The sequence below is a fragment of the Roseofilum reptotaenium CS-1145 genome (assembly GCF_028330985.1).
Lineage (GTDB): Bacteria > Cyanobacteriota > Cyanobacteriia > Cyanobacteriales > Desertifilaceae > Roseofilum > Roseofilum reptotaenium.
On the sequence record NZ_JAQMUE010000079.1, the window covers coordinates 94,196 to 120,800 of the forward strand.

Below are 26,605 nucleotides of genomic sequence, written 5' to 3' on the forward strand. Positions count from 1 at the left end.
ATGGCGATTATCGCTGCGATCGCCTCCCGCTTTCAACGGTTACTCTATCTCAGAAAAGCGGTACAGTTGGTTTGGGAGAGTACTCCCAAGTTAACACTAACGAATATCGCCTTAGTTGGTCTCCAATCCGTTTTACCCCTCATTTCCCTATACCTCACCAAACTAATTATCGATCGCATCACCGAAGGCATTTCCACTCCCCAAACCTCGCTAAAACCGGTATTTGTGCTAATTGCCATTGCTGCATTGGTGGCGATTCTTGCTGACGGACTGAGATCCTTAGCCGGATGGGTAAGTGAAGCGCAATCTCAAATCGTTACTGACTACGTGCAGAATCTGCTTCATGCCAAGTCCATTGAAGTAGATTTGGAATACTACGAAAATGCCCAATATTATGATGTACTTCATCAGGCACAGACCGAGGCATCTTACCGTCCACCTTTAATTTTAAACCGACTCATCCAATTAGGCAATAGTAGTTTATCTCTGGTAGGTATCGGCATTCTACTGTTTTCTTTGGATTGGGCGATCGCCCTTATCCTCGTAATAGCTGCTATCCCCGTTTTTCTGGTTCGGCTAAAATTTTCCCAACAGCTTTATTATCAATGGCAACAATGGACTCCCCAAGAACGCATGGCGTATTATTATAGTACACTAATCACCCAAGTCGATCATGCCAAAGAACTTCGCTTATTTGACTTAGGAAAACTATTTCAACGACGTTTTAACACGCTCCGTCAAGGCATTCGTCAGCAACGTATTTCCCTATCTGCGCGTCGTTCATTTGCCGAAAGTATCACCCAAAGTAGTGCAACCCTAGCCGTTTTTACCGCCTTTGCCCTGATGGCAGATCGGGCATTAACGGGTGCAATTACCATTGGCTCTTTAGTAATGTACTATCAAGCGTTTCAGCGAGGACAAACCTTACTGAGGGAGAGCTTAAGTTATTTAGCTTCTTTGTATGAGAATAGTCTATTTCTCTCCACGTTTTATCAATTTCTTGACTTAACAACAACTATTAGAGAGCCATCTCATCCCGTTCGACTGCCGGCTATGATTGAAGGCAAAATAGAATTTGAGCAGGTCAGTTTTTCCTATCCCCGGAGTCAACGCTCCGTTCTAGAAGATGTTCACTTTACGATTGAACCCGGAGAAACGATCGCTATTGTGGGGGAAAATGGGGCAGGAAAAACCACGCTGATTAAACTGTTGTGTCGCCTGTACGATCCGACTGCTGGCACAATTCGCTTAGATGGGGTTGATCTGCGCGATTTATCCCCCACACAGGTAAGAAAGCAGATTAGTATTGTCTTTCAAGATTATGCCCATTACCATTTAACGGTGCAAGAGAATATTGGTGTTGGAGATATTCAGCACTGGGATAATTTAGCCCTAATTAAGCGAGCGGCTGAATTAGCTAAGATTCAGGATGTTATTATGCAATTGCCCCAAGGATATGATACGATTTTAGGCAAGCAATTGATTAATGGAGAAGAACTGAGTATTGGTGAATGGCAGAAAGTGGCGATCGCGCGGTCTTTCCTGCGTCAAAATCACCCCATTTTAATCTTAGATGAACCCACTAGCGCCTTAGATCCGCAAGCAGAAGCAGAAATCTTAGAACAGTTGAATCAATTGACGCAAAAACGAACGTCTATTATCATTAGTCATCGTCTCTCAACCGTAAAATTTGCTGACCGAATTCTAGTTTTAAAAGAGGGTAAAATTGTGGAGACAGGAAATCACAGGCAATTAATGGAAAAATCTGGGATTTATGCAACACTTTTTAATACTCAAGCTCACTATTATCGATAACGCTTCTTCTTCCTAAACATGCGTCTTGAACATGAACTCATCTTGAACTGCGCTCGCACGTATCATTCTGGCGAAAATCAAGAGAAAATTCTAGAGCTACTGTCAAGGAATTTAAATTGGGATGATATTCTCTATTTAGTTAGCTATCATGGATTAATCCCTCTATTTTACTGGACGATTAAAGAGTTTAAAGATCGAGTTGATATTGCTTTTTTTGAAGTCATCCATAGCGAGTTTAAGCAAAATGCCTGCCGCAACTTATCCCTAACACAAGAACTGATTAAAATCATTCGACTTTTTGAGAGACAAAATATCCCAGTTTTGGCGTTTAAGGGGCCGGTTTTGGCTGAAATTGCTTATCAAAATTTGGGATTGAGGCAGTTTTTGGATTTGGATATTCTAATTCCTGAAGAGGCGGTAGCTCAAGCCTCACAAACCCTGATTAAACAGGGGTATTTACCCCAATTTGAGTTTAAGGGATGGCAAGAACATCAGTATACCCAAATTCGCCCAGAGCATAATTTCTATTCCCCCCAAAAAGAGGTGCATCTGGATTTGCATTGGTCTTTGATCTCTTCGGCGCTCTCATTTCATGAAAATCCCCAATTGATTTGGGAAGATGAAAACTATCAAGATCGAGTGCAATTGGCGAATCAAACCCTTCTTACCCTCTCTCCAGAAGCCTTATTGTTATTTTTATGTGTTCATGGGGCTAAACATGATTGGTCTCATTTATCTTGGGTTTGTGATATTGCGGAACTCTTAAATCGATATCGGGATTTAGATTGGCAGTGGATCGATCGCCAAATGGGTCATTTGGGTACTCAAACCATGTTAGAGCTAGGCTTATGGTTAGCCTACCACTATTTAGATGCTCCAATTCCTGAACAGTGGAGGACTCACTTAGCCAATAATCGCAAGATTCAGGACATAGCCAGATTAGTAGAGGAACAATGGTTTAACCTCAGATCTGATACAGATAGTTTCAAGTTAATGGGACAGATTTATGTGCAAACTATGGATTCATGGCGCGATCGCCTCTGGTATTGGTTTGACTATGTAGCAACCCCTACCCCTCTAGAGTGGGAAATACTCCCCTTACCCTCCGGGTTGTTTTTCTTTTATTATCCTTTTCGCCTGCTACGTTTGCTCTGGAAATATCGGCCTCAGTCGCGGAAGGATTAATCTTGACTCGATTCAACGGGTAACAATAACTGGAACATAATCTGATTATTTTCCAGAGAGTAAGTATTAAAATATCCCCCAACACTTTGAATCAGAGATTGGCAAATGAGCAAATGTAAACCGGGGGGTTTATCCAGCAAAGATGGAGCAAGGAGATCGGGCGATCGCCCTTGCTGGAGTTCAATGATTAAACTCGGTTCTAATAACGTGGCACAAACAATGGAGACATCAAATAATAAAAGAGGCTCAAATTGACTCGACGGATTGGGGTTCTGGCGCAAGCACTGGGCAAGTTTCTCCTGAGCAGGGGGGAGTTCTGTTTTCGAGAGGCCATTACACCAAATATCCACTTGTGCTTTCGACTGGGCCATCTTACAGGCAATGCCTAAAATTTCATGGAAAATCAGCTCCAACTTCATCACATCACCCACCAAATTCATAGCTCCCGGTTGTCCTTGGACACGGATAAAGAGTTCTCGCTTTTTCACCAATACATCCACCCGTTCGATCGCCCGTTTAATTAAACTGACTAAAGGCAAGTGCATCTGATACCATTGCAATTCCCATTGCTCATCTTTGAGCATTTGCGCCAGATGACCCAAGGTAGAATTCATCGATCGCAATCCTTGCTGATAACGGGTAACCGTCAGAGCATCCTTGGGAGTCCCCAAATTACTCAATTTTTTCAGTTCCATTGTCAGCTTACGATAGGCCATCTCACTCCGACGTTGCTTATACCAATTCAACTTTTGCGCCCGATCCTGCTGGAGTTCAAAGTAACTTTGCACCTTCGTCATCCGCTCAGACCAAGCCAGTTGTCGAACCATAATTCCTAAAGCCGTCAGGTACGGATCGGCCCATAACCGTCCTGGAGCATCGGCTAAGACAATGATTCCCGTCGCCGTTGCCTGTTCATCGGCCCGAAAGGCGATCGCCACAATTTCCCCAATTCCAGATCCAGTCAACCATTGGCGCGTCAGTGGAGAAAGGTGTTCGCTCGAGAGCTGATAAACCCCTGAGCTAGCCAAAACCCCTTCTATCAAGGGATCGTGGGCCACATCAATCTTGCCTTTCGTCTGTATATTAAACTCAGGGCTAGTGACCTGGGCACTGGTAATATAACCGACCTCTGGTTTCTCCAAAGACCAACTGATGTTCAACGCTAAAGGAACCTTAAATACCTGGACAATTTGCTTGAGGGTTTCCTCTTCTAGGATGTCCGAATTGTTGATCGCCGATTGAATGGCCGTTTGTCCCCATTGAATCAAAGATTGGAGCTTTTCCTGTTGTTGTTGCTGGCTATGCAGTTGCCATTGGTGGAGAATTAACCCCAACTGTTGCGCCACTACCCGTACCAATTCTAATTCCGTACCCTCCCAAGTGCGAGCCACATCATGGGCAACCATGAGCAGCCCTTCCATCTCATGGCCAATTGCCGTATTACAGAGTAAAACACTCTTAATTCCCACCTGAGTAAATAGGGAGCGCCAACTGGTTAGTTCCTGATCTTGCTCCCAATTTTCAATCGGGATTGCCGCTCTCGACTGTTCAAGCTGCTGCCATTCGTCATCCGCAGGAACCGGTAGGAGGGAAGGAAGGGGACGGCGATTCGCGGGTTGACTTTGACAAACTACCTCAAAATGATTCTTATCGCGATCGTAGAGTAAGACCAAAAACCGCTCTACCCCTAGGCGATCGCACACCAAATGGGCACAATGATCTAAGGTCTGTCGCCAATCATCCTCAGAATAGATCGATCGCACCAAATCAGCCGTCAATGCCTGGTCTTTTTTGGTGCGCTCCACCGCTTCCTCCATCTCTTCTAGGGGAGCCATCATGGCAATTAACTGAGCTACACCCCGCACATACTTCCGTTCTGCATCCTCCCAAATGCGCGGTCCATTCCCCTCAATCGCCAAAAAGCCCAGTAACTCATTTTGATAGATAATCGGAGCGGCTAACAGGGAACGAGCCTTAATTTGCTGCATGAGGCGACTGGTGGTATCGGCTTTTAGGGAACTGCGAGCTTCTCCCACAGACACCACCTGATCGGCCACCAGGGCTTTATAAAAGCCAATCACCTCCTGCACCGTAATGCCAGAGGAGGCTTGGTTTCCCACCCCTTGAGCGGGGGTTTTCTGAAGATTGGTCGTTCTGCGCCAAAAATAGCGCCTCTCCCGCTCAAACCAATAAATATTGGTGCGATCCGGGCCTAAAAACTCATGGGTTTTGGCCACGACTGCATCTAACCGCTGGCGAAAATCGGAGAGCGATCGCAACCGATCCAAAATATCTAATAACGGCTTATCCGGCCGTTTCTCCAAATTCCTGCGCCAATTGGCTTCCATCTCATTTAAACTGGCCGCCAATTCGCCAAAAATCATCGATAGACGAGCCTTTTCATCCGAGCGGGGCGAAATTCCCCACAATTTCGATCCCAAAATCACCACCCCAAAACACAGGGCCCGATAGCGCAGGGGAAATACAATTGTGCCTTGAATATTCAATTTTACGGCTAACTTCCGCCATTCCCCAGCTCGTCGCTCTTCCCGCAAGTCGGGAACCCCTGCCGGTTTTTGCTGAATCACCACTTGCTCGAACAAATCTCCAGGACTCAAGGCAAACGTCTGTTTGAGGATGGAGCGATCGCCTCCCGAAGGTAGAATCCCCCCTTTGCCAAATAAGCGATGTTCTCGCCGGTCATACAAACCGATCCAGATTAAATCATATTCAAATTCCGTTTCAATATATTCAATAGTCGTGTCAACCAACACATCTAGGCTTTCCTCTTCTCGTAAGGTTTGAAGAGTCCGACCTAGGGTAACCAGTTGTTTTTCGCTTTGTTTCGGTATTGACTGCTGAGGCATAGACCGAGGCTTCTAGGGATAATAAATAAGGGCGAATGACGAATCAATAATAGACAAGCTTAGTGTCGATCGGGAATAATGGGTAACTTGAATCTGGACAAACACCGATTAAATATCCATTATTCACCCGTTCAATTGGAACTGTTCCCCATGCTTGAGCAATTTATCTTTGCAGGACTTAAAGTCGATCCAGAAGATCTCCATCACTGGGTTATGGGCGCTTTAGGCTGGTTAAGTCACCAACGGATCGTCAGCTATGCCACCTTTATCGATCGGACGTTAGGATTAACGGACGATCGCCTCGGACAAACTCTCTGGGGATTAACCTTCCCCAATCCAGTGGGATTAGCTGCCGGATATGATAAAGATGGCCTGGCGGTGGGCATGTGGGATCGTTTAGGCTTTGGAGCAGTGGAACTCGGTACAGTCACCTTCTATCCGCAACCCGGTAATCCCCGTCCCCGTTTATTTCGCTTAACTCAAGATCGAGCGGTTTTAAACCGTATGGGATTTAATAACGAGGGCGCTGAAGCTATGGCAGAACGGTTGAAAGATGGCCAGCATTGCCCTACCCCCCATCGAATTCCGATTGGAATTAATTTGGGTAAGTCAAAGATAACACCCCTAGAAAATGCGGCGGCCGATTATGGCCAGAGCTTCCGTATACTCAGGGATTGGGGAGATTATTTTGTGGTCAATGTCTCTTCACCCAATACTCCTGGCTTGCGATCGCTCCAAGATGCCAGCCAACTGAGTATTATTTTAGAGGCTATTCAACAGGAAAACCAAGGGCACAAACCCCTCTTGGTGAAAATTGCTCCGGATCTGGAGGATGGGGCGATCGCTGATGTGGTGAATTTGGCACAGACCTACCAGTTATCTGGGATTATTGCCACTAATACTACGATTAACAAACGCTCCCTGAAAACTAAAGTGAATCCCAAAACTGGCGCTCTGATGGAGGAAGAGCAGGGGGGAATTAGTGGGGTTCCCTTGGGCGATCGATCTACGGAAGTGATCCGCTTAATTTGGCAACACACCCAAGGTCAATTACCCATTATTGGCGTAGGAGGGATTTTCACTCCAGAGGATGCTTGGGAGAAAATCACCGCTGGCGCGAGTTTAATTCAAGTCTATACGGGTTGGGTTTATGAAGGGCCCTGGATGGTGAAGCGGATTTTACAGGGGTTGTTGGACAAGTTGGAGGAGGAAGGTTTGGATACTTTGGCCGATGCGATCGGGCGAAATAATTAATATAGCGCTTTGTGCTAGGGAATAGGGAATAGGGAATAGGATTGTGGTACATGGAGAGAGAGGATTCAAGCTTGTGTTTCATAACAGCACTTTGTTCTGTAATTATTCTATTCATTTATTGTTCGTCAGTTTTTCCTTTTTTGTTTCGCTAAAACCAAAATCCGCCCATTGAATTTTCTCCTGAATATAATCAGCAGCAGTCATAGGCAATGTCAATTTTTGCTGACTTTGTTTAATGGTTATCTCCCAAGCACTTGCGATACAGATCGGCTTCTGATATTGAGAATCTTTACGCGATCGCTTAAATTAGCATTTCCGGTAAAAAAACAGAGTATGGGATTAATTAAATGATAATGATGGAGAAGGAATGATTTGCGCTCGTTCGACTAATTCAGGAAAGAGGGCGCTAAATTCTTGTTCGGCTTGCTTTTGAGCGAGTAAGGTCATGAGAGTGGTATAGGAAAAGAAACAGATTCCGGCTAAGTTGCGATCGCGCACTTCTTGAGCTTCCTGTTTAATTTGCAGTAGAGATGTATTCTGAGTCGATAGACCGAGACTGACGGGAATTTTATGTTTCGCTAGGGCGATCGCCGGATGCTCTAAGGAAGGTTTAGAGTCTGAGTAAACAATGAGTTCTTCAATAACCTTATCGGTTGCCCAAAGTTGGGGATCTTGGAGCGTATCGGTACGGTGAAGATCGGCGACAAAGCTGAGAATACAGTAGGGTTTTTGCGCTTTGATGCGGACAGAAATCTGTTTGAGGAAGTCTGTGAGGCAATCGCGTCTCCATTTCACCCAGGCTGGATCTTGGGGGTTAGAAGGGGGCTGTTTTCCGGAATGGTCTTGCTGATAGAGTTGCTTGGTAACGGCATCATAGCCTAATTCAACGGGCGGACAGAAGGAGGAGTCGAGTTGAATGCCTTCAATTTCATACTGACTGACCATTTCTCCCACTAAATTGAGGATAAAGGCTTGTACTTCGGGATGGAAGGGGTTAAGCCAAACATAACTGGATTCTCCTGTGCCAAATTGGACTCCATCTTGACGGGTAGCGATCCAATGGCGACGGTTTTCGAGTAAGGGAGAGTTCGCGGGAAGTTTCAGCCCTCCTTGCCACCAGCCAATGATGCTGATCCGGTTGCGCCCAGAGGCTTTGAGTAATTCTGTTAGGGGATCGTCAGAGGGTTGAGCAACTCTTGTAAGCTGTTGCAGCAGGGGGCTGGGGTAGGGCGTTTGACCCTGATTCCATAGACTGGGATAGAAAGTATTGAAATTAAATTGGGATAAATAGTCGATCGCCGTTTCCGTATTGTTGGGAAAGAAGTGCGAGTTGGGACTCAGTTGGGTTAACCAAAGTCCCCGCAGTTCTCCGGTAAGCTGAACTGGGGGCGCAAGGTTGACTTTAGCAATATATTGATCGGGAACTGGAGAGACACTATTCCCCGTTTGTAGGGCTTGGGCAATCATAGCGGCAATTTCGGCGCGGGTGGCGATCTCATCGGGACGCAGTTGGTTCACATCCGGATAGTTGATGACCAATTCATGTTCCGCAGCAGCGGCGATCGCCAATCTAGCATATTCGGGAATGCGATCGGCATCCTCAAAGGTTTCGTTTAAGGTCATCTCCACCAAGTTTTGTGGTTCATAGTTTAAGCCATTACTTAAAGCCAGTAAGGCTTGCAGACGGGAGAGCCGATCCGTTGGCTGAAAGCGTTGATTGGGAAAACCGCGCAGAAATCCCGATGCATAGGCACGGCGAATTACCCCATATGCCCAATAGGAAGGAGGTACATCCCTGAATTCAACTCCAGTTTGTCCCGTTTTCGGATGATGGGGAAAGGCGCGGGAGAGTACAGCCGCAAATTCTGCCCGGTTCATGGGTGCATCGGGCTTAAATTGACCATTGAGATAGCCGCTAAAAATCTTTTGATCCGCCAGTTGTTCAATGACCGCTTGGGCCCAATGGTTTGTAATATCAGTGAATTTAGCCATAAACGGTTGCCCTCAGATTGAGGTTGATGTAACAGTAAATCATTATATTTGTAATCAGATACTTTTTCTTGCGTAAAGTTTAGTTGCAATAGCTTGATCTGACCCCAACAAATGTTTATAGTAAAAACATGAAGCAAGTAAAGCTTCGCTGGCAGATTAACAGCCATTTTGTACACAACCCAATTAAAAGTTAAGAGGTAAATCGCTGATTAACTGTTGTCTGTCTCAAGATAGCACGGCAGCACCCCTACTGAAACTTGAAACTTCCTAAACTGAAATAGCAGGGAGAAAAATCAACCGGTATTCACGCCCATTTTGGTGAAGAGAGTTGAACTCCAGATAGGCTCAAATAATGAAAGGAAGTTACTCAGGAAGTAAGTCATCCGGGTGCTGTTGTCGTTTTAAAGGAAATAGTTTTGAACGGGAATTTATTGAGTAAAGTTTAGTTACAATCACTTGATCTGAGTTGAAGAAGTCTTTATAGTAAAAGCATGAAGCAAGTAAAGCTTCGCTGGCAGATTAACAGCCATTTTGTACACAACCCAATTAGAAGTTAAGAGGTAAATCGCTGACTAACTGTTATCTGTCTCAAGAGAGTACGGCAGCACCCCCACTAAAACTTGAAACTTCCTAAACTGAAGTAGCAGGGAGGGAAATCAACCGGTATTCACGCCCCTTTTAGTGAAGAAAGTTGGACTCCAAATAGGCTCAAATAATACAGGGAAGTCACTCAGGAAGTAAGTCATCCGGGTGCTGTTGTCGTTTTAAATGAATTCTTCAGAATAAATAACGTCTGCTCCCTACTCCCCACTCCCTTTTTTGGGCTTATTACGACTAGAAAACCGCTGTAATTGCTGAGATCCTTCTTGGAAATGGATCAGGGTCGTCACGATCGCGATCGCCCCATAAACCCCGCGCAACAACCATCCTTGAACGGCAAAGACCCAATCGAGCCATTGGGCGCGATCGCCGAGGAAACCGGCTAAAAGCGACTTTAAGCGGCTATCTTCGGCTTCTAATTGGTTAAGGCGATCGATTTGGGTGGGTAGAATGGGAAATTTAGCCGTATAGAGATAAAAGCCTAACATCCCTGTTTTTCCAGTTTTCTCTTCCAGAAACGCATCCGTTTTTTGCACAATTTCCCCAGACGATAACTGGGTATTTTCGGCAATATCATTGAGCCAGTTGTTATAGCGAACTACTGTGGGAATGCTGAGAATAAAGGGAATAGTGGGAATGAGTAAGACTAGACTCACTTGTTTGCGAATACGAGGGGGTAAAAAAATGGTGGAGAGTCCAAAACCCAAGCCTAAAATGGCAAAGGAAATCAAGTTAGACAGTTCGCTCAAGTCTAACATGCGAAAAATATCGCCAATGATCGGTAGGGAATAGATATGCTGATCGGCCAGAAAAATAAACAGTAATTTACTTAAGACGACTAAACTGATCACTAAAGGAACGATCAGGATATAAAGGACAATTCGGAAAAGAAGTTTTAACCGATCCATGGGAGTGGGGGTAAGGAGTTCAAGATTCAGAAAGCATTTTTTGCTGCTAGGGTGCATTGATCAATCATAGACAAATCTAGTCCCCCACAGCTATCGGGATCTTCTGAAGCCATGTGTAACCAGAGCAGATATTCAATGTTTCCCGCTGGCCCGGTGATGGGAGAATGAGTTAAGCCTCGATAGGACCATCCCAGACTACACGCGCTTTGGTAAACTGTGGCGATCGCCTGACTATGGTCTTTGGGATCGCGGACGACTCCCTTTTTACCAACCCGCGATCGCCCAACTTCAAACTGGGGTTTGACCAATGCAACTAACTCCCTGGGAGGAGCTAACAATGCCCATAAGGCCGGTAACACTTTTGTTAAAGAAATAAAAGACACATCAACTACTAATAGGGTTGCGGGGTCTTCCCCACTATATAACTCTTCGGGACTCAAATAGCGTAAATTGGTTCTCTCTTTCAAAATCACCCTCGGATCGGTGCGAATACGCCAATCTACTTGGCCATATCCCACATCCACCCCGTAAACCTGTTTTACGCCATTTTGCAGTAAACAGTCCGTAAACCCTCCGGTGGAAATGCCGCCATCGAGGGCAATTCGTCCAGCAACATTTAAGTGAAAATAGTGAAGAGCATGGGCTAACTTTTCTCCTCCTCTAGAGACAAAGGGCGATCGCTCCTTAACCGTTAGGGTTGCCTCCGTAGAAACCAACGTCCCGGGTTTATCCATCACCACCCGATCCACCATCACCTCACCCGCACGGATCAAGCGTTGGGCTAGTTGTCGAGAGTCACACAGAGACTGTTCTACCAGTAAAATATCGAGTCGTTGTTTAGCCAATTTTATTCAACACCAAACCTTAAAAATGGATTTATTTTAACACTAGAAACGCCCTTTTCCTGCCCTAATTCTCAGTACAGGACAAAAAAACTGTACTGAGAATTAGGGTTTCTGATCCTTTATACAGCGCTTGGCGATGTTATGGAGTACAGTGTTGAATCCTCAAAGCCCTGTACGACAATCCTATTCCTTATTCCCTATTCCCTAGCGCGAAGCGCTATAAATATGCTCTAACTTTTAACTCGCGTAATTTTCCCATAGGGAATGGATTGATTGGCTTCAATAATCACGCCTCCAATGTTTTTCTGGGCGAATATATAATCTTTATCAAACCAGAGGGGAATATAGGGGACTTCTTCTGCTAATCGCTCTTGAATTTCGACGAGGAGCAAGCGACGTTTTTCTGGATCTTGTTCTTGCCGTTGTTGGGCAATTAAGTCATTGACGCGGGGATTATAGTAAAAGGAGCCGTGATATTGACTTGCGCCAGCTTTACAGCCATCGGTTTCTGAGCCTTCAGTACATTCGAGAAAGGGTTGTATATAGTTATCTGGATCGAGGAAATCGGCGTACCAATCGAGCATAAATGTGGGATAAACGCCTTTATCTAGGTTTTGGAATGCGGTGGCGGATTCGACGGAGTTGGGTTGTATATCTAAAAGCCCTTCCAGTTGAGTATCGGCGATCGCCTTCAGGGTACTCGCAATTAATCCCCGTTTGGTGGAGCTGGAGGGATACCAAATCTCCACAACTGCCGGTTTATCGACGGAATAACCGGCTTCGGTTAACAGTTTTTTCGCCAGTTCCACGTTTCCATCGCCATAGAGAGTTTTAAAAACCGGTTCTGAAGCGGCAAAGGTTTTGGGTATTAAGGTATACGCAATTTCTGCTTGCCCTTGCAAAACGCGATTGTTAATGGTGGGGCGATCGGTGATTGCGGCTAAGGCTTGGCGAACGGGAAGTTGATTGAGCGGATCGGATTGAACATTAACAATAATATAGTTCAATGTGTTCCCTTCAGCAGCAATTTCTTGCCATCCTTCTTTATCCATTTCTTTCTCTAAACTATCAATTTGATTGCTGTCTAATGCACCGAGACTTACGTCAATCGCTCCCGTACGAAAGGCGTTAAATAAGTTGGCGGGAGAAGAAAATACTTGAATGTCAATGCCTTCATTTTGTGCTACATCTCCCCAATAGTCAGCAAAGGGTTCTAATCGGAGGACATCGGGAGTGACTTCAGCTACTTTATAAGGGCCGGTTCCCACAAAGGTATCGGGCTGAAATTGACCACTACCGATCTGATAGGATTGGGGTGAAATGGGGCAAAGTCCTGCAAATGCTAGAAGAGAGGTAAAGCCCGCAAAGGGTTGGTTGAGTTTGATAGCGATTTCATATTCTCCAGTCGCTTCAGTGGATTCCACGATATCGGAGAGTAAAAAAGAGGGTCTGCCCTGGTTTTCCATAAACCGCTTGAGGGAAAATACCATGGCTTCAGCATTGAAGGGTGTGCCATCGTGGAATATGACTCCTTGACGCAAGGGAATCGTGTAGGTGAGCCGATCGCCGCCTATAATCGGTAATTCGGTTGCCAACTGTGGGTTTAAGTCTGACGTGCCATCCTGGTAAGTATAAAGGCGATCGCCGATATTGTAGAGAACGTTGAGAGATGGAATTTCATAGGCATCGGCTGGATCGAGGGTACGGAGTTTGAGTGTAGTGCCTAGAATTACTGGTTCATTTTCTCCCTTCGGAGTTTGGGTATTATTCGACTGGGGATTGCAGGCGATCGCTATGAAACAACAAACTAGCGCGATCGCCAAAAATTGACCGAAACGCTGCGATTGTTTTAACCAAGTAAATAGCAACTTCTCTCTTCCTTGCGTGACCATGGCTCTCATCATAGTACAGTGCTGTGCGCTAGAGGAAGGCAATAGGCATTCTAGCAATCGGGAAAACCTCATTTTAGTCTACCGCTTTGGGGGTTGCTGTACAAGATAGCAATTCGGGCGATCGCTTGGCACATTTAACTCAAACGTTGCAATAATAAGAGGTTTACGAGAAAATAATTAACCTAAAATAAAATAAAAACCACAAAATCACATAGGCACTATTAACTAAAACCATCAGGATTTTACCGAGCCACGATTGGACAAAAGACCAGCAATACACGGTTCCTCCCATCACTAAAAGTATTTCTAGAGCTGAAACCCAAACTCCATAATGGGTAGGATTCCAATAGGAAAAGGGACTAATGAAGCGATAATTGCTGAAGGGGAAGAAATGACGATGGGCATCGTCATGATGGACGGGTAAATCGAGGAGAGAATGACCGATTAAACCGAGGGCAAAGATTTCTAAGGGTTGCCAATTGAGCCAATAGCCTATGAGAAGAAGAATTGCTGCTAAGGGGATGGAATGGAAAAGGGCGATCGCCGTTTGCCACCCTTGAGCATAATAAGCTTCTGACCAAATGGTAGCTTCAGGGAGCTTTTGGATCAGTTTTGCCCAACCGTAAAATAGGAAAATTGGCACATCTGGCACAATTCCAGACAACAGGATTAAGAGATTGTACTCTGGGAAATTCGATTTTCCCAAAGCAGTCAAGTTTAAAATGGCGTGGCTGGGCGTATTCATAATCGCAAATCAGAATTTTAACGGATGGAAAATTCTAAAGACCGCACCTTCGAGTCTAAAGATCGTACCTTGGATTCTAGCTGACGGACTTGTTGATCGAGCAGACGCAGTTCTTGAGACAATATTTGTACCTCACTAGGACGGATATCTCGATTAAGGGGTTCGGGTGGATCGGACTGTCCGAAACTGGGCAATGAGAGTAGGCCTAAAATAACGGTCATCACGACCAATAAACTGATTAAAAAGGAGGAGGGTTTCATGTGAGAGAATGGGGAATAGGGAAGAGTTAGGGGTGAGGGTGGACAAGAGAAGGGACATCGGATTTGCTTCTACAACTCTTGCCCTGGATACCCTATAATTGCTATAATAAAATAGTGCAAGAAATTTTGATCTCTTTTGTCGATCAGTTGGCAAATTAGGGTTTATGCATCCGGTACTTTCGCCTCCGATTCGCAATATGGCAGCCGCTCCTACCCAGGCCCCTGAAAAGTCGGGCCAAGTTATCCGTAAGCCTTATCCGAATTACAAAGTCATTGTTCTTAATGATGATTTCAATACGTTCCAGCATGTTCATGATTGCCTGGTGAAGTATATTCCTGGCATGACAACCGATCTGGCTTGGGAGTTAACCAATCAAGTTCACTATGAAGGACAAGCCACGGTTTGGGTTGGCCCCCAAGAGCCGGCTGAACTATATCATCAACAGTTAAGTCGGGCGGGTTTAACGATGGCTCCCCTGGAAAAGGCTTAAGGGGTAGGGAGCAACGAGCATGGGCAAGAAGAAGAAAAAGAAGTCAGAATGCTCTGAGGCTCCATCAAAGTCTACTGAATCATCGGGTCGTTTGGTGTGGAATCATTCAACTCATTTGGAGGGGTTGATTCCAATTTTGGAGAAGTTGACGACCTATGAAGGCATTTCTACGATTACGCCAGGGGTTATTGGTCGGGTGAAAAGCCATATGCCCCATATGAAGTTAAAGGTTTCGGTTCCTATTCGGGGAGGGTTTAAGCTGATTGCTCGCCAAGGGAAGACGGTGCAGGAGGTGTTTATTGTAACGACTTTATCTCAAGCAGACCTGGAAGAGGCGATCTCTACAATCTTATAAGGAATACGTTCTGAGCCAGAAGGTTCATTCCATCAGATCGAGCTATTCCCAGTGTCCTCATAATCTATCAAAATGGGGTTGACTTAAAATTCAATCCTGGTTATAGTGATGGTGTTGATGAAAATATCAAGTCTGTGAGGCCAGATGTAATGACCCCTACACCATCGAGTAAAAGTCACTTAATGCAAGCGTTTGAGAAGATTGTCAATGAGAGGAAATCCCCGAATGCGCGGGTAGAAACGAAGGAACAAGAAGCGCAACGAGAACAGAATCAGCAGGTGTTGGCTAAGGTTTCGAGTTATAGCCGCGATCGCCTGATTACGGGACTCGCCACTCTCCACTTAGATTTAGGCAATACCATTGAGCAGTTAACCGAGAAGTTATCCACAGAAACCGATAAGCTCAAGGAAATCAATCAAGCGATCGCCGTTAAACAGGAACAATTACAAGATCTCAAAAATGTCCGTATTGTTGCCGATGCTCTGCATCTTTTGACTCAAGAACATAATGCCAAACTGAATACATTCGAGGCTCAAATTACCAGTCAGCAAGAAGCCTTACAAAAGCAACAGGAATCAGTGCGTAAATTCTGGTCAAAAGAGCAACAAGAATATGAGGGTGTTCTCTCGGAAAAAACTGAACAGATTAACCGCGATCGCCAGCATGAAGAAACCGATTTTCAATATGAATTAGAGCGCTTGCGGCAAATGGAATCAGACGACTATGAAGAGCGCAAACGGCAACTCGAACACGAACTTCGTCAGCGTCAACAACAACTCGATAAAGACTGGCAACAGCGCGAAAAAGTCCTCAACGATCAAGAAGCAGAATACACCAAATCTTGTCAAACAATTGCCGGTTACGAAGAAGAACTCAAACAAGCTTACACTACAGCCAAAGAAGAAGCCATTCAAGAGGCCAACCGTGAAGGCAAAGTCAAGTCCGATCTTTTAGAAAAAGAATGGACAGGCATTCAACAGGGATACGAATTGCAAGTTCAATCCCTAGAAACAACCATTGAACGGCAAACGGAACAAATCACCGCTCTTTCTGAACAACTACAAGCTGCCGTTAATCAAGCTAAAGAACTGGCGATGCGAGCCTTTTCTAGTTCCGGCAATAATAATTAATTTCTCTGTCCCCACGATTGATGAATTTTAACCATGGCTAAAAAACCGACAAGTCGCAATACAAAATCAGAAATTCTTGCCTCTTATCAAGAATTGCTGCAAGAGAAAAAAGATCTAGAAAACAAAATCGCCCAAACCGCCGAGCCAAAACAAGCACAACCTTTGGTAAAACCGACTCCCGTGATTGAACATCCCAGCGCCCAGAACTCAGTACACCGAGTGACAGAACCTATGAAAAAAGTCTTGCAAGATTTAGAACAAATTCAAGCCACCTTTGGCGGAGCCTTAAATGAGCTTTCCGATCAACTTTTAAAAGAAGCGAGTGAACTCGAAGAAGTTGAGGAACAGGTGCGTTTAGAACAAGAACAATTGCAACAGTTACATGATTTAGAAGTGGCTGAAACTACCTTAGACGAATTGATTGAACAATATCAAACCCAGGCAAAAACCTTTGAACTCGAATGGGAAGAGCAACGAGAAACCCTAGAGCAAAGTTTAGCGGAAGCCCAACAAGCTTGGGACAAAGCACGCCAAACCCATCAACGGGACATTGAAGAGCGCGATCGCGCCAGTCAGACACACCAAGACCGGGATGGACAAACCTATGACTATAATTTGCAACTCCAACGCAAGTTGAATACAGAAACCTATCAGCAAACGCGAGAGCAGCTAGAGCAAGAGCTTTTGGAGTTGCGGGAAACCCAAGAGCAAACCTGGCAAGAGCGAGAGAAGGCGATCGCCGAACGGGAAAAAGCCTATACTGAAGCAAAAGCCAAAGTAGAAGCCTTTCCGGAAGAATTACAAGAGAACACCAAACGCGGTAAGGACAACGGTCGCAATATTGGTCACTATCAAGTCAAAATTAAAGCCGATCTGCGCACTCAAGAAATGGAAAGCCAGAAGAAAATCTATGAGTTGCGCTTACAAGGCTTATCCGAAACCATTCAGAATCAAGAAAACCGGATTCAAAATCTCTCCCAACAATTGGATTCCGCCTTGAAACAGGTACAAGATTTAGCTGTCAAAGCCATTGAAGGAGCCTCAAATCTTAAATCTTCTGAGGCGCTCAAAGAAATTGCCCTGGAACAAGCGAAACAAATGAAAGGGAAATAAGTTTGATGGGGGTATTTACCCTCACGATTACAGATTTGGGAGTAGTTTGGGAATTGCACAATTGCGGGTGGATGCAAAGCAATTCCCAATTTTTTGATTTCACATGATATAGTGCTTCGCGCTAGGGAATAGGGAATGGCTGAGGTGATCACCTCCTCCCTCTAGCCCAACGCGCTACCATTCTAAATAGATCTTATCCATGCAACCGGTAACCATGACACAAACAGCCTCTTCTTTTGACTTTGTGCCTCAAGCCACTCAAGATCGAGAAATCCTAGAACAATTGGGCTTTCTGCCTGGTGTCAAAGAATTCTTAATGGTGCGCCAAGTTCATGCCTTAGAACATGCAACCGTCTGGGTTTTGACGGAGTCCGATCGCAGGGGCGAACTGTTGGGTGGCATGTCTACAGAACAGGGATTTTACCTGTATGGTAGCGTTAACCCTCAAACCTTACAGCAAGCCGTTTATAGCGCCCTAAACCGTATTACCAGCGGAGAATGGAACCTAGCGGTTCATCCTCGATGCGGAACCAATCTTTCTGTAGCGTTGCTACTCACGGCTGGTTTTACCCTGGGTGTGAATTGGCTGATGCCCAAAGATCCCCTCGGACAATTGTTGGGGGTGGGAGTTGCTGCGATGAGTGCTTCCCAGTTGGCCCCTGATTTAGGGCCGATTGCTCAACGCTACGTGACTACAGCTATTCCCTTTAACCTGGAAATCGTCAGAATTGAGGAAAGTCAAGATATGTGGGGTAAACCCGCCCATTTTGTGCGCGTCCGATGGCAGGATTAGTAACAAAACTTAAAAAACTAAGCGTGCAGATGAGAACCGTTGAGTAGTACCCTGAGAGACAATGCCCGTTAACAAATACTCAAAGGAAACAGTCATCATGGTTAAGCGTGGTTCTAAAGTCCGTATTAAACGCAAAGAGTCCTATTGGTACAACGACGTTGGTACGGTAGCGAGTGTAGACAAAAGCGGAATCAAATACCCCGTTATTGTTCGCTTTGACAAAGTCAACTATACCGGTTTCAGCGGTAGCGCTTCTGGAGTCAATACCAATAACTTTGCAGAAAGCGAACTTGAAGAAGTGTAATCGTTTCTTGGCAAAGCTTATTGGGATGAGTAAGAGTTGTGCCTGAACTACCAGAGGTTGAGACTGTCCGGAAAGGACTCAATCAACTGACGCTAGAGCAGGAGATTGAGGGTGGGGAAGTGTTGTGCGATCGCCGGCCGTCAGGTTGGAGTCACAGCATTGCCCACCCTCCTTCTGTGGATCGGTTTTTGCAGGCGGTGCAAGGAGCGAAGATTAGGCAGTGGCACCGTCGCGGAAAGTATTTGTTAGCAGAGCTGATCAGGAAACGAAACTCTGCTGGATGGTTGGGGGTACATTTGCGGATGACGGGACAGTTGTTATGGGTTGCTCCTGGGGAACCTCTGGCGAAACATACGAGGATAAGATTGGAGTTTAGATCCCAGAAAGAGTTGCGTTTTGTCGATCAGCGGCGGTTTGGTCGGGTTTGGTGGGTTCCGCCTGATGTGGCTCCAGAGAAGATTATCACGGGATTGGGGAAATTGGGGCCAGAGCCGCTGTCTGAGGAGTTTTCGGTGGAATATTTGCGCCGCACCTTAGAGCGTCGAAAACGACCGATTAAAACGGCTCTTCTGGATCAGAGTTTTATTGCTGGACTGGGTAATATTTATGCGGATGAGGCGTTGTTTCTCTGTGGGGTGCATCCGGAAACGCGCTGTTGCGATCTGTCGGTTTCCCAATGGGAGAGCTTAAAGAGCGCGGTGGTTCAAGTGCTCGAAGATAGCTTACAGAAGGGGGGAACGACATTTAGCCATTTTCTCAATGTGCAGGGGGTGAATGGCAATTATGCTGGGGTGGCGTGGGTCTATGGTCGCAGGGGACAGCTATGTCGCCGTTGTGACACGGTAATTGAGCGAGTGAAGTTGGGGGGGCGATCGAGTCATTTTTGTCCCCAATGCCAATCCATTACAGCGCCAAGCGCTGTAATGGGTAATAGGGAATAGGCAATAGGCAATAGAAAGTATCCTATTTTTTGTCTTCGGGATCGACGCGAACCGTGACAAAGAGGGTTTTAGGATCGCCTCCAGGTTTGATTTGAGTTTTAGCACTCAAGGTTTGTTGGGGGCCACCCTCATCGGTTTCTTGCCCAGAGCCTTTCATTTTGGTCGTTTTAGCTTTTTGCGATTTTACGGGTGCAGTGGTCGTTGGGGGTCTCTCTGAGGTCGTTCCTGAGGGACCTTCTTGAGTCTCTTGAGAGGATTTTTTCTTGGTTTTTGTCTTGTCAGGGGTGGGATCTGGGGCTGGGGTTTCTGTGGGAATTTCTGTGGGGGTGTCTTGTTCAGTAACCGTTTCTTGCTGTTGTTTGGGGCCGCTCATTTTAGCCATTTTTTTGAGCATGTCTTCGATTTTTTTCTGGGCAACGGCTCTAGGATTTCCTTGGGCCAGGACTTTATATTCAAAGCTTTGACCAACGGCAGCGAAGCCAACAACTTTGACCAGATCGAGGTCAAATTTGAGGGTCACTTCGGCCAGTTTTTTCTGCACCACTTCGGGGCTGGGGTCTTGACGGACAATGGTTTCGATATGTTTGGCAATCAGGGTGCGGGTAAATTCGGGAATGCCCGGTTCCTCGCCTGCTGCAACGGCTTGCATTTTCTGTTTTTTAGCTTTTATTGTAGTGCGTTTGACTCTCACAAATACTTCTAGGCGACCTTTCTTTTTGTCAATGTCTTTGTAAACATCAACATCAGTTTTAGTGCGAGAGCGAGCTTCGTGGAGCTTTATGGCTGTACCGACGGCAACCACTCCAACAGCGGTGGCTGTGCGTTGAAAGTCCGAGCTGCCTTCTTCACTCTCATCACTATCATCTTTTTTGCGCTGGATAAGGGTGAAGTTATTCCCATGACTGGCTAGGGGTTTGGGGGGTGGCCCGTCTCCTTGGCGCTGTACGAGGCGGTCGGGGAAGAAGGGAGTACGCTGGACTTGGGGTTTATCACCCGACTGTTGAACGACGTGGGTGAGTTCGTGGGCGAGTAAATGACCTCCAGAGGGGGTGTCGGGACGATACGTGTTTTTACGGAAATAGATGTCTTTTCCAGTGGTGAAGGCTTGGGCGTTGAGGGAGCGACTGAGTCGATCTCCTTCACTGTTGCGGTGAATTCTGACTCCACTAAAGTCTACCCCAAAGGCGTGTTCCATGGGTTGGCGCACGGGTTCGCTCAAGGGTTCGCCCCGACCTTGCGATCGCTGAATGGCCTGTTCCAGATTCCCCTGAATGGGCGCATTGAGGAGTTTTCCGGGGGCAGCTTTGCGACTCGCTTCCGTTTCTTCCTTGGGCACCTGGGCGACAATTTCATACTCTACCTCACGGGCGAGGCGATCGAAAATCCCCGTTTTATTATTCAATTCAATTGAGGTTAAATCATACTGTTGTTTCAACTTGGGTAAAACTGGCCTGATTTTGTCCGGGTCTTTATCTTTACGGGCCCTTTTCTCCAAGTCCCGACCCAAATTGGGTAAAACATCCGATTCATCCATCAATTTGGCTTTGAGAACAAACTCATTACTGACCGAATCATCTTCCACAATCAGCTTATTTTTCTTATCTTTCCACTTATCTGTCTTCCGTTGCACTGTACCACTGCTTGTGCTGGTCTTAGAAATTTTTTCTTTCTTGATCGTTCCAACCAGTTTATACTCATTCCAATCAAAGAACCCTTGTTTAACTTTGAGACTACCAACCGTGGCAAACTCTTTACCTTGTTCTATCGATTGTTCGAGTCCGCCTAGCCCTTGTTTGACCTCCTTGGGATTGCGTTCCGTTTTAATTAACCGTTCGCCGCTGGTTTCCCCCTCGGAAACCATGTCCTTGACTTCATCTTTTTGCTGCTCTAGTTTGCGCTTATATTCTGCTTCTTGGCGCTTGCGTTCCCGGTCTTCTTCTGTTTCCTCTTTATCGCTCTTAAACGCACTTTTGACTCTCTCTTTAGTCGATTCATACTTTTCTTTCACCTTAGCCTTGACTGACTCATACTTCTCTTTCACCTTGGCTTTAGCCGCCTCATATTTTTCCTTCGCCTTGGCTTTTAACTCATCAATTTTTTTCTTGATGGGAGCAACCACAGTTTGGAATAGCTTCTCTAATTTTCTGCGGAAAAATCCGGTAATTTTTTCTAGAATACCACGAATCTTGTTAACAATACCTCCCAGACCAATCAGACTTGCCATGAATCCCAAGGCAATGGGAATAATCCGAGCCAAAGCCATTTCCACGGACAGAGAGAAGGTTGCCGTGTCTCCATTGGCGATCGCCGTCATTCCCGCAAAAATCGTTTTAATTAACTCAACCACCTGTTCATAGTTCTGGGCAAACCAAATAATTACATCGACAATCGCTTTAATGATTTTCACAATTCCGGCGGCTGGATTCAAAATCCCAATCAACCAAGTGGTTGCCGCTTTAATTACTTCAATGCTTGCCATAATGGTCAGTTCTTTGATGAACTCCATTTTCATCTCATTAAAGATATCTATCAGGAATGACCAGGCTTTGCCAATACCATCTTTAACCAAGGTATAAAACAACTGAACCACCATGCCCACTTTTTCATCTAAACCGGCAATTATTCCCTCAATATCGGCTCCTTCGATCGCGCTCCGAATTGCACCAATCAGGTCGCTGCCAAAAACGCCAGACGCTACGTCAAAAATCGAGTCAACGGTTAGACCCATGATCTGCATGAAGATCTGGAAAAAGCCTTGAATATCAAATTTTTTCGGCAGTGTAATCGGGCCAAGATTACCAAATAGCCACTCAACCATCCCATTGAGGAAGTGTTTGGGGAAATTCTTAGCGAAATTGAGAAAACCATCTTTGAGTCCGGTAAATAGATTTTTCATAAATCCACCGGGGTCTTCAATAATGGCATCTAAAATCGAGGTATCAATGCCAAACTTGGATAGTATCCACTTGATGGGAGCCAATAGGGCTTTGATAATGGCGATCATTAAATCCCCAATAAAAGCGAGGGCTTTCTTGACTAATCCTTCATTGGCAGCTTTGAGTGCTTCAATGCGGTCATCAATTTCTTGCAGACCTTGCTTGTAGTTCTCGGTGATATCATTAATTAAGTTGTCTTGATAAGCTTTAACGTTATTTTCTAAACCATCAAACTGTCCTTTAATATTCGCGATCGCACCTTCCGCCAGTTGCTTTTCTTCTGGCCCCAACTCATCCACGGCTGCCTGAAAATTAGTTTTTCCTTCATCAATGGCAGTTTTGGCTTCGATCATTTTCTTCTCCACAAACGGAGCAATGGGGTCGAGTTGGTCATACAACCCTTTGGTGATTTTCAGGACACTTTTAACTTCCTTCGTTTTTATGGTTGGGTTAAAGTCTCCTGTGCCACCAATGGATTGTCTTAAGAAACCGACATAGACTTCTCTGGCATCGCTATAGATCTCATTGACTTCATCAGGTAGACCGGTAAACAGTTTTTCTTTCGCCCAGAGAAAGATATTGAAGATTTTGAATTTTTTCCAGAGAATTTTAATCTTAATACCGTGGCGATGATAGTAATAATTTTTCTGCCATTTTTTGAACGCAGCTTTTTGCACCCTTTCAAAGGCTCGACGAGCTAACTTTAAGCCGCTCTTCATGCGTGCTTGGACTCCGGCATCCATTTCCGCCAGGATACCATTTACTTTGGCTTGGGATTCTTCGTAAATCTTATTCAGTTTGGCGGTAATTTTGAGGCGAGCCGCTTCATTTGCACCCTTGGTTTCTTGTTTTTTGGTGGTCATATCGACCATGGTTTGGGTGCGAACGCCTTTTTGTTGCTCTTTGGTCTGTTGGGCTTTTTCCTTGTTCTTGGTTTTCGTCTGGGTGAGGGTTCCCTGTTCCTCTTCGCGAAACTTTTCGGGCCCTTTTTCGCTAAAGTCTTTGGACTCTTTCAAGCTATCGATCGCCTTATCGCCCCCCATATCCCCGAAGGTTTCCATGTTCTCGGTGGTCAGGGTAATCTCTCTATTGGGCTGCTCGATGGTTTGGGGTTCAACAGAATTTTTGCGCTGGATGATCCACTGGGGCGATCGCTGGATCATCTCAGCTAAGGATTTTGCCCGCATCACATGGGGATCGACGGTTCGCTCTAGTTTGGCCTGCTTTAACTTATTTCGTTTTGGCTCAACTTCCGGCTGCACTTTCGGCTGCGGATCGCTTTGGCGATCGCCCATTTGCATCACCCGATCCGCCATCGAGTCCGCTTCCTTCTCGTACTTATCTTGAGGCCCTCCAACCCTCAACTTCGGTTGAATGGGGCCAAAGGTATCTTCTAAATTCTCCGTTTGCTCCTTCAACGGCTCTTCAACATCCTTGTTAGAAGTCTTTGGTGGAACTGCGAGTTCTGGATTCACCGGCGGCTCATCAACCGCTATCTTGTCCTCGACAGGCGGCATTTCCTTAACGATTTTGGGCGTTTCCACCGTAGGATCGGGAGGCACTTGGGTAGACTCCGGCATCCCTCCTCCCGCTTTTGTCGTCGCCCCTCCTACCTCATCTTTAACGGTTCCCTCAACTTCCGATCCGACTCCACCCCCACCTTCAACATCTTTCATGTTCTTGGGTTCTTCAATACCCAATGCGGCTAAAAGTTGTTGCACAAAGGCTTCGCGATCGAACGTTTCCGGGTCTAAACTCGATGAAGTGTCCGTTTTCTTCCCCTTCGCATCCCGGTCTTGTTTATTCGGGTCAACCACCGATTCCTGGGTTTCCACCACTTCCTTTTGCGGATCGTCATGGCTCGAAAACTGGTCGCCCTGTTGTTCAATTTGTTGCTTAACGGCATTAAAGGCCGGATTTTGCATCGGGTCGCTAAAATCACCCTGATCCGAAGAAACCTGTGGCACCATAATCGGCATCGGAGGCCCTTGCACTGGAGGTTGCAGGCCCTGTTCTAGTTCATCTTTAATATCGGGTGTCGTTAACTCACTCTCATCCTTCGGGGTGACATCTTCTTGCTGATTTTCCTTATCCTTCCCTTCCTTGTCTCCCTCTTCCTTCCCTTGCTCGTCTTTCTTGCCTTTCTCTACATCTTTTTCTGTCTTTTCTGCCCTCTTAGCCAGTTTTTCCCGTTCATTTTCATCCATGTCCTCTTCAGTGATCTCAGTCTTCTGCTCTACTGGCGTTGTACTGGTATCTTTGTTTTCGGTTTCATCTTCCGTGTCTTGATCGTCTGCTTTCTGAACATCCGGCTGAGTTTTCACACTGGGGCCCGTTTGTTGAATGGTGTGGGTGAGTTCGTGGGCCAGTAAATGTTTCCCACTGGTAGAACCGGGGTTATATTGTCCAGAATTAAAATAAATATCTTTCTTGTGGGTAAAGGCTTTGGCTCCTAGGTCTTTGTTCATTTGCACCGCATCGCTGTCGGTATGCACCCGAACCCCACTAAAGTCATTATTAAAGCGGGATTCCATGAAGCCTTTGGTCTCTGTGGGTAAGGAGGAACCGCCCCCTTCTTTACTCTTGATTTTGCTTTCTATGCCACTACTGGCCTGAAATGACCCATCGCTATCGGCTTGCACAGTAGCGGGTGAATCATTGATTTCTACAGGGGATTCAATGGCTGGGTTAGGTTCGGGTTTGAGAGTAATATTAACATTCTGTTCATCGGTATTCACTTGTGGAAATTGAGGCTCTGGGGGTGGTGCAGGAGACTCTTCTGCCTCCTCTTCCCGTTTCAGAGTGATATTAACGTTCTGTTCGTCTTCGCTTTCTTCTTGGTTACCTAATATGGCTGCATAGGGTATGGCTTTGGTGCGACGACGGTTGGGGCGACCATTGATCCGTTGCAGGGTTTCCGGGGAAGATTGTAGGGTGGTGTTATCGGGTTGTTGTTCGGGTTCTTCGTCTCGCTGTACTGGAGTAGAAGCCTTCATGACTCGATCGGCCATGAGATCGGCTTCTTGTTCGTAGCGATCGCCTGGCGCACCGACTATCAGTTCAGGTTGGATCTTAATGCTCTTTCCTGGTGTTCGTTGAATTCTAGCTGCCAATGGTTTTAAGTTAACATCTATCCCACTGTATTCTTCCTTCGGTTGTACCTTAGGGGTGAGGGGTTTTAGGTTAACGTCAATTCCATTCCCCTCACTTTCTGGTTTCTGTTGAATTTGTTTCGGCAGCGGTTTGAGGTTAACATCGATACCACTGTACTCTTGTTTCGGTTGCACATTACTGCCCAGGGGTTTGAGGTTAACATCAATGCCACTCATGGATGTTTTACGCTGAATCTGACCCTCTAAAGGCTTTAAATTCACTTCAATCCCCTTAGCTGTTTGTTTTCGTTGAATCTTTTGGGCTAAGGGTTTACGTTTAATTGGCTTCTCGGTTGTTGATTGGGCAGTTTCCGAAGAGATTTTATTCGATTTAGTCGTTTTTTGATCGACTTTTTTGGGCTTGAGTTTCGCCCCTTTTTGCTGAATAGTATGGGTTAATTCGTGGGCTAAAAGCCGTTTCCCACTCGTTGAACCTGGGTTATATTGCCCAGAATTAAAGTAAATATCGTGACCGTGGGTAAAGGCTTTGGCTTGCAGGTCTTGGCTTAACTGGACGGCTGTGCTATCGGTATGGATTCGCACTTGGCCAAAATCATTGCCAAAGCGATCTTCCATAAACGATCGCGTCCCATTGGGTAAGGGTTGTCCTTTTCCCCGTTTGGCTTGAATCCGTTTTTCTACTGTTTGACTGGTCTCGAATGTTCCATCTTGCCGCAATTTATGTCGGTCTTCATCCTCGGTTTGAGATTGCAACAAAGCCGGATTAATTTTCCTGGGAGCTACATCAATTTGACTAAATTGATACCCTAGGGGAGATAGCGTGGGGCGATCGCCTGTCCCCTGATAGTTTAGCACTGGACTTTTCCCCTGCTCGTTAGGAGGCGGCTCGCTCATCGCCGTCATTTGTACAGTCGCACTCTCAGTATCGGTTTCCAGTAAGGGAATATGCTCAGTAAAGGGTTTCGGTGTAGGGAGAGCATTTTTGGCCGGAACTGCGGGAGTGGGAGTGACCGGAACTTGGGTTTTTGTTTTAGTTGCCATAGCTGACGATCTCGCTTGTGGCCCC

Annotated in this window: 18 protein-coding genes; 10 read left to right on the forward strand and 8 right to left on the reverse strand. The window is 45.8% G+C overall.

Going from position 1 to position 26,605, the window contains the following annotated elements:
* The gene (locus PN466_RS15320; RefSeq protein ID WP_271940544.1) at positions 1-1,815 is read left to right on the forward strand and encodes an ABC transporter ATP-binding protein; all 1,815 of its coding nucleotides are present in this window, start codon (positions 1-3) and stop codon (positions 1,813-1,815) included.
* 18 nt (positions 1,816-1,833) lie between these two features.
* On the forward strand, positions 1,834-3,000 hold the full coding sequence (locus PN466_RS15325; protein WP_271940547.1) for a nucleotidyltransferase domain-containing protein: 1,167 nt from the start codon (positions 1,834-1,836) through the stop codon (positions 2,998-3,000).
* Here PN466_RS15325 and PN466_RS15330 read toward each other — a convergent pair.
* A complete protein-coding gene (locus PN466_RS15330; RefSeq protein WP_271940551.1) occupies positions 2,997-5,867 on the reverse strand; it encodes a GAF domain-containing protein in 2,871 nt (956 codons plus the stop codon). The two genes, PN466_RS15325 and PN466_RS15330, sit on opposite strands and share 4 nt — an antisense overlap.
* Positions 5,868-6,017: 150 nt before the next feature.
* On the opposite strand from PN466_RS15330, the gene PN466_RS15335 reads away from it, so the two are divergent.
* Positions 6,018-7,121 (forward strand): quinone-dependent dihydroorotate dehydrogenase, encoded by a 1,104-nt coding sequence (locus PN466_RS15335; protein WP_390890016.1) that lies wholly within the window; start codon positions 6,018-6,020, stop codon positions 7,119-7,121.
* A 339-nt stretch (positions 7,122-7,460) separates the two neighbouring features.
* Here PN466_RS15335 and PN466_RS15340 read toward each other — a convergent pair whose 3' ends face one another.
* The 6 genes from PN466_RS15340 to PN466_RS15365 all read right to left on the reverse strand — a co-directional run bounded on the left by PN466_RS15340 (position 7,461) and on the right by PN466_RS15365 (position 14,363).
* Entirely contained in the window at positions 7,461-9,113 is a 1,653-nt protein-coding gene (locus PN466_RS15340; protein ID WP_271940558.1) for a glycoside hydrolase family 10 protein, read from the reverse strand.
* A gap of 800 nt (positions 9,114-9,913) precedes the next feature.
* A complete protein-coding gene (locus PN466_RS15345) occupies positions 9,914-10,678 on the reverse strand; it encodes a hypothetical protein (RefSeq protein ID WP_271940561.1) in 765 nt (254 codons plus the stop codon).
* The gene (locus tag PN466_RS15350; RefSeq protein WP_271940564.1) at positions 10,648-11,466 is read right to left on the reverse strand and encodes a TlyA family RNA methyltransferase; all 819 of its coding nucleotides are present in this window, start codon (positions 11,464-11,466) and stop codon (positions 10,648-10,650) included. Before PN466_RS15350 ends, PN466_RS15345 begins: the two co-directional genes overlap by 31 nt.
* Positions 11,467-11,696: 230 nt before the next feature.
* Positions 11,697-13,358 carry an ABC transporter substrate-binding protein gene (locus tag PN466_RS15355; protein ID WP_271940566.1) on the reverse strand — a complete coding sequence of 554 codons (1,662 nt, stop codon included), beginning with the start codon at positions 13,356-13,358 and terminating at the stop codon, positions 11,697-11,699.
* 163 nt (positions 13,359-13,521) lie between these two features.
* Positions 13,522-14,103, reverse strand: coding sequence for a hypothetical protein (locus PN466_RS15360; RefSeq protein WP_271940568.1), 582 nt, complete (start codon positions 14,101-14,103; stop codon positions 13,522-13,524).
* Positions 14,104-14,120: 17 nt separating this feature from the next.
* On the reverse strand, positions 14,121-14,363 hold the full coding sequence (locus PN466_RS15365) for a hypothetical protein (RefSeq protein ID WP_271940571.1): 243 nt from the start codon (positions 14,361-14,363) through the stop codon (positions 14,121-14,123).
* A gap of 164 nt (positions 14,364-14,527) precedes the next feature.
* Here PN466_RS15365 and clpS point away from each other — a divergent pair, with 164 nt between their 5' ends.
* From clpS to PN466_RS15400, 7 genes are all read left to right on the forward strand, one after another.
* Positions 14,528-14,854 (forward strand): ATP-dependent Clp protease adapter ClpS, encoded by a 327-nt coding sequence (gene clpS, locus PN466_RS15370; protein ID WP_278003107.1) that lies wholly within the window; start codon positions 14,528-14,530, stop codon positions 14,852-14,854.
* Between the two features lie 19 nt (positions 14,855-14,873).
* Complete coding sequence (locus PN466_RS15375; protein ID WP_271940574.1) at positions 14,874-15,209, forward strand: DUF2103 domain-containing protein; 336 nt, start codon at positions 14,874-14,876, stop codon at positions 15,207-15,209.
* 149 nt (positions 15,210-15,358) lie between these two features.
* Positions 15,359-16,339, forward strand: a complete 981-nt coding sequence (locus PN466_RS15380; protein ID WP_271940577.1) for a hypothetical protein — start codon at positions 15,359-15,361, stop codon at positions 16,337-16,339.
* A gap of 33 nt (positions 16,340-16,372) precedes the next feature.
* The gene (locus PN466_RS15385) at positions 16,373-17,452 is read left to right on the forward strand and encodes a hypothetical protein (protein ID WP_271940581.1); all 1,080 of its coding nucleotides are present in this window, start codon (positions 16,373-16,375) and stop codon (positions 17,450-17,452) included.
* Positions 17,453-17,666: 214 nt separating this feature from the next.
* Positions 17,667-18,245: a DUF6391 domain-containing protein gene (locus PN466_RS15390; RefSeq protein ID WP_271940583.1), complete on the forward strand. Its 579-nt coding sequence runs from the start codon at positions 17,667-17,669 to the stop codon at positions 18,243-18,245.
* A 97-nt stretch (positions 18,246-18,342) separates the two neighbouring features.
* Positions 18,343-18,549 carry a photosystem I reaction center subunit IV gene (locus PN466_RS15395; RefSeq protein ID WP_271940587.1) on the forward strand — a complete coding sequence of 69 codons (207 nt, stop codon included), beginning with the start codon at positions 18,343-18,345 and terminating at the stop codon, positions 18,547-18,549.
* A gap of 38 nt (positions 18,550-18,587) precedes the next feature.
* Positions 18,588-19,490: a DNA-formamidopyrimidine glycosylase gene (locus PN466_RS15400; RefSeq protein WP_271940590.1), complete on the forward strand. Its 903-nt coding sequence runs from the start codon at positions 18,588-18,590 to the stop codon at positions 19,488-19,490.
* A gap of 22 nt (positions 19,491-19,512) precedes the next feature.
* Here the strand turns inward: PN466_RS15400 and PN466_RS15405 are convergent, their stop codons facing one another.
* Complete coding sequence (locus PN466_RS15405) at positions 19,513-26,580, reverse strand: eCIS core domain-containing protein (RefSeq protein WP_271940593.1); 7,068 nt, start codon at positions 26,578-26,580, stop codon at positions 19,513-19,515.
* Positions 26,581-26,605: the final 25 nt, after the last annotated feature.

What these genes read in the sequence shown, in the direction of transcription:
- PN466_RS15320 (WP_271940544.1), top strand. Translation starts at nt 1, where the DNA reads ATGGCGATTATCGCTGCGATCGCCTCCCGCTTTCAACGGTTACTCTAT.
- PN466_RS15325 (WP_271940547.1), top strand. Translation starts at nt 1,834, where the DNA reads ATGCGTCTTGAACATGAACTCATCTTGAACTGCGCTCGCACGTATCAT.
- PN466_RS15330 (WP_271940551.1), bottom strand. Translation starts at nt 5,867, where the DNA reads ATGCCTCAGCAGTCAATACCGAAACAAAGCGAAAAACAACTGGTTACC.
- PN466_RS15335 (WP_390890016.1), top strand. Translation starts at nt 6,018, where the DNA reads ATGCTTGAGCAATTTATCTTTGCAGGACTTAAAGTCGATCCAGAAGAT.
- PN466_RS15340 (WP_271940558.1), bottom strand. Translation starts at nt 9,113, where the DNA reads ATGGCTAAATTCACTGATATTACAAACCATTGGGCCCAAGCGGTCATT.
- PN466_RS15345 (WP_271940561.1), bottom strand. Translation starts at nt 10,678, where the DNA reads ATGCACCCTAGCAGCAAAAAATGCTTTCTGAATCTTGAACTCCTTACC.
- PN466_RS15355 (WP_271940566.1), bottom strand. Translation starts at nt 13,358, where the DNA reads ATGGTCACGCAAGGAAGAGAGAAGTTGCTATTTACTTGGTTAAAACAA.
- PN466_RS15360 (WP_271940568.1), bottom strand. Translation starts at nt 14,103, where the DNA reads ATGAATACGCCCAGCCACGCCATTTTAAACTTGACTGCTTTGGGAAAA.
- PN466_RS15365 (WP_271940571.1), bottom strand. Translation starts at nt 14,363, where the DNA reads ATGAAACCCTCCTCCTTTTTAATCAGTTTATTGGTCGTGATGACCGTT.
- clpS (WP_278003107.1), top strand. Translation starts at nt 14,528, where the DNA reads ATGCATCCGGTACTTTCGCCTCCGATTCGCAATATGGCAGCCGCTCCT.
- PN466_RS15375 (WP_271940574.1), top strand. Translation starts at nt 14,874, where the DNA reads ATGGGCAAGAAGAAGAAAAAGAAGTCAGAATGCTCTGAGGCTCCATCA.
- PN466_RS15380 (WP_271940577.1), top strand. Translation starts at nt 15,359, where the DNA reads ATGACCCCTACACCATCGAGTAAAAGTCACTTAATGCAAGCGTTTGAG.
- PN466_RS15385 (WP_271940581.1), top strand. Translation starts at nt 16,373, where the DNA reads ATGGCTAAAAAACCGACAAGTCGCAATACAAAATCAGAAATTCTTGCC.
- PN466_RS15390 (WP_271940583.1), top strand. Translation starts at nt 17,667, where the DNA reads ATGACACAAACAGCCTCTTCTTTTGACTTTGTGCCTCAAGCCACTCAA.
- PN466_RS15395 (WP_271940587.1), top strand. Translation starts at nt 18,343, where the DNA reads ATGGTTAAGCGTGGTTCTAAAGTCCGTATTAAACGCAAAGAGTCCTAT.
- PN466_RS15405 (WP_271940593.1), bottom strand. Translation starts at nt 26,580, where the DNA reads ATGGCAACTAAAACAAAAACCCAAGTTCCGGTCACTCCCACTCCCGCA.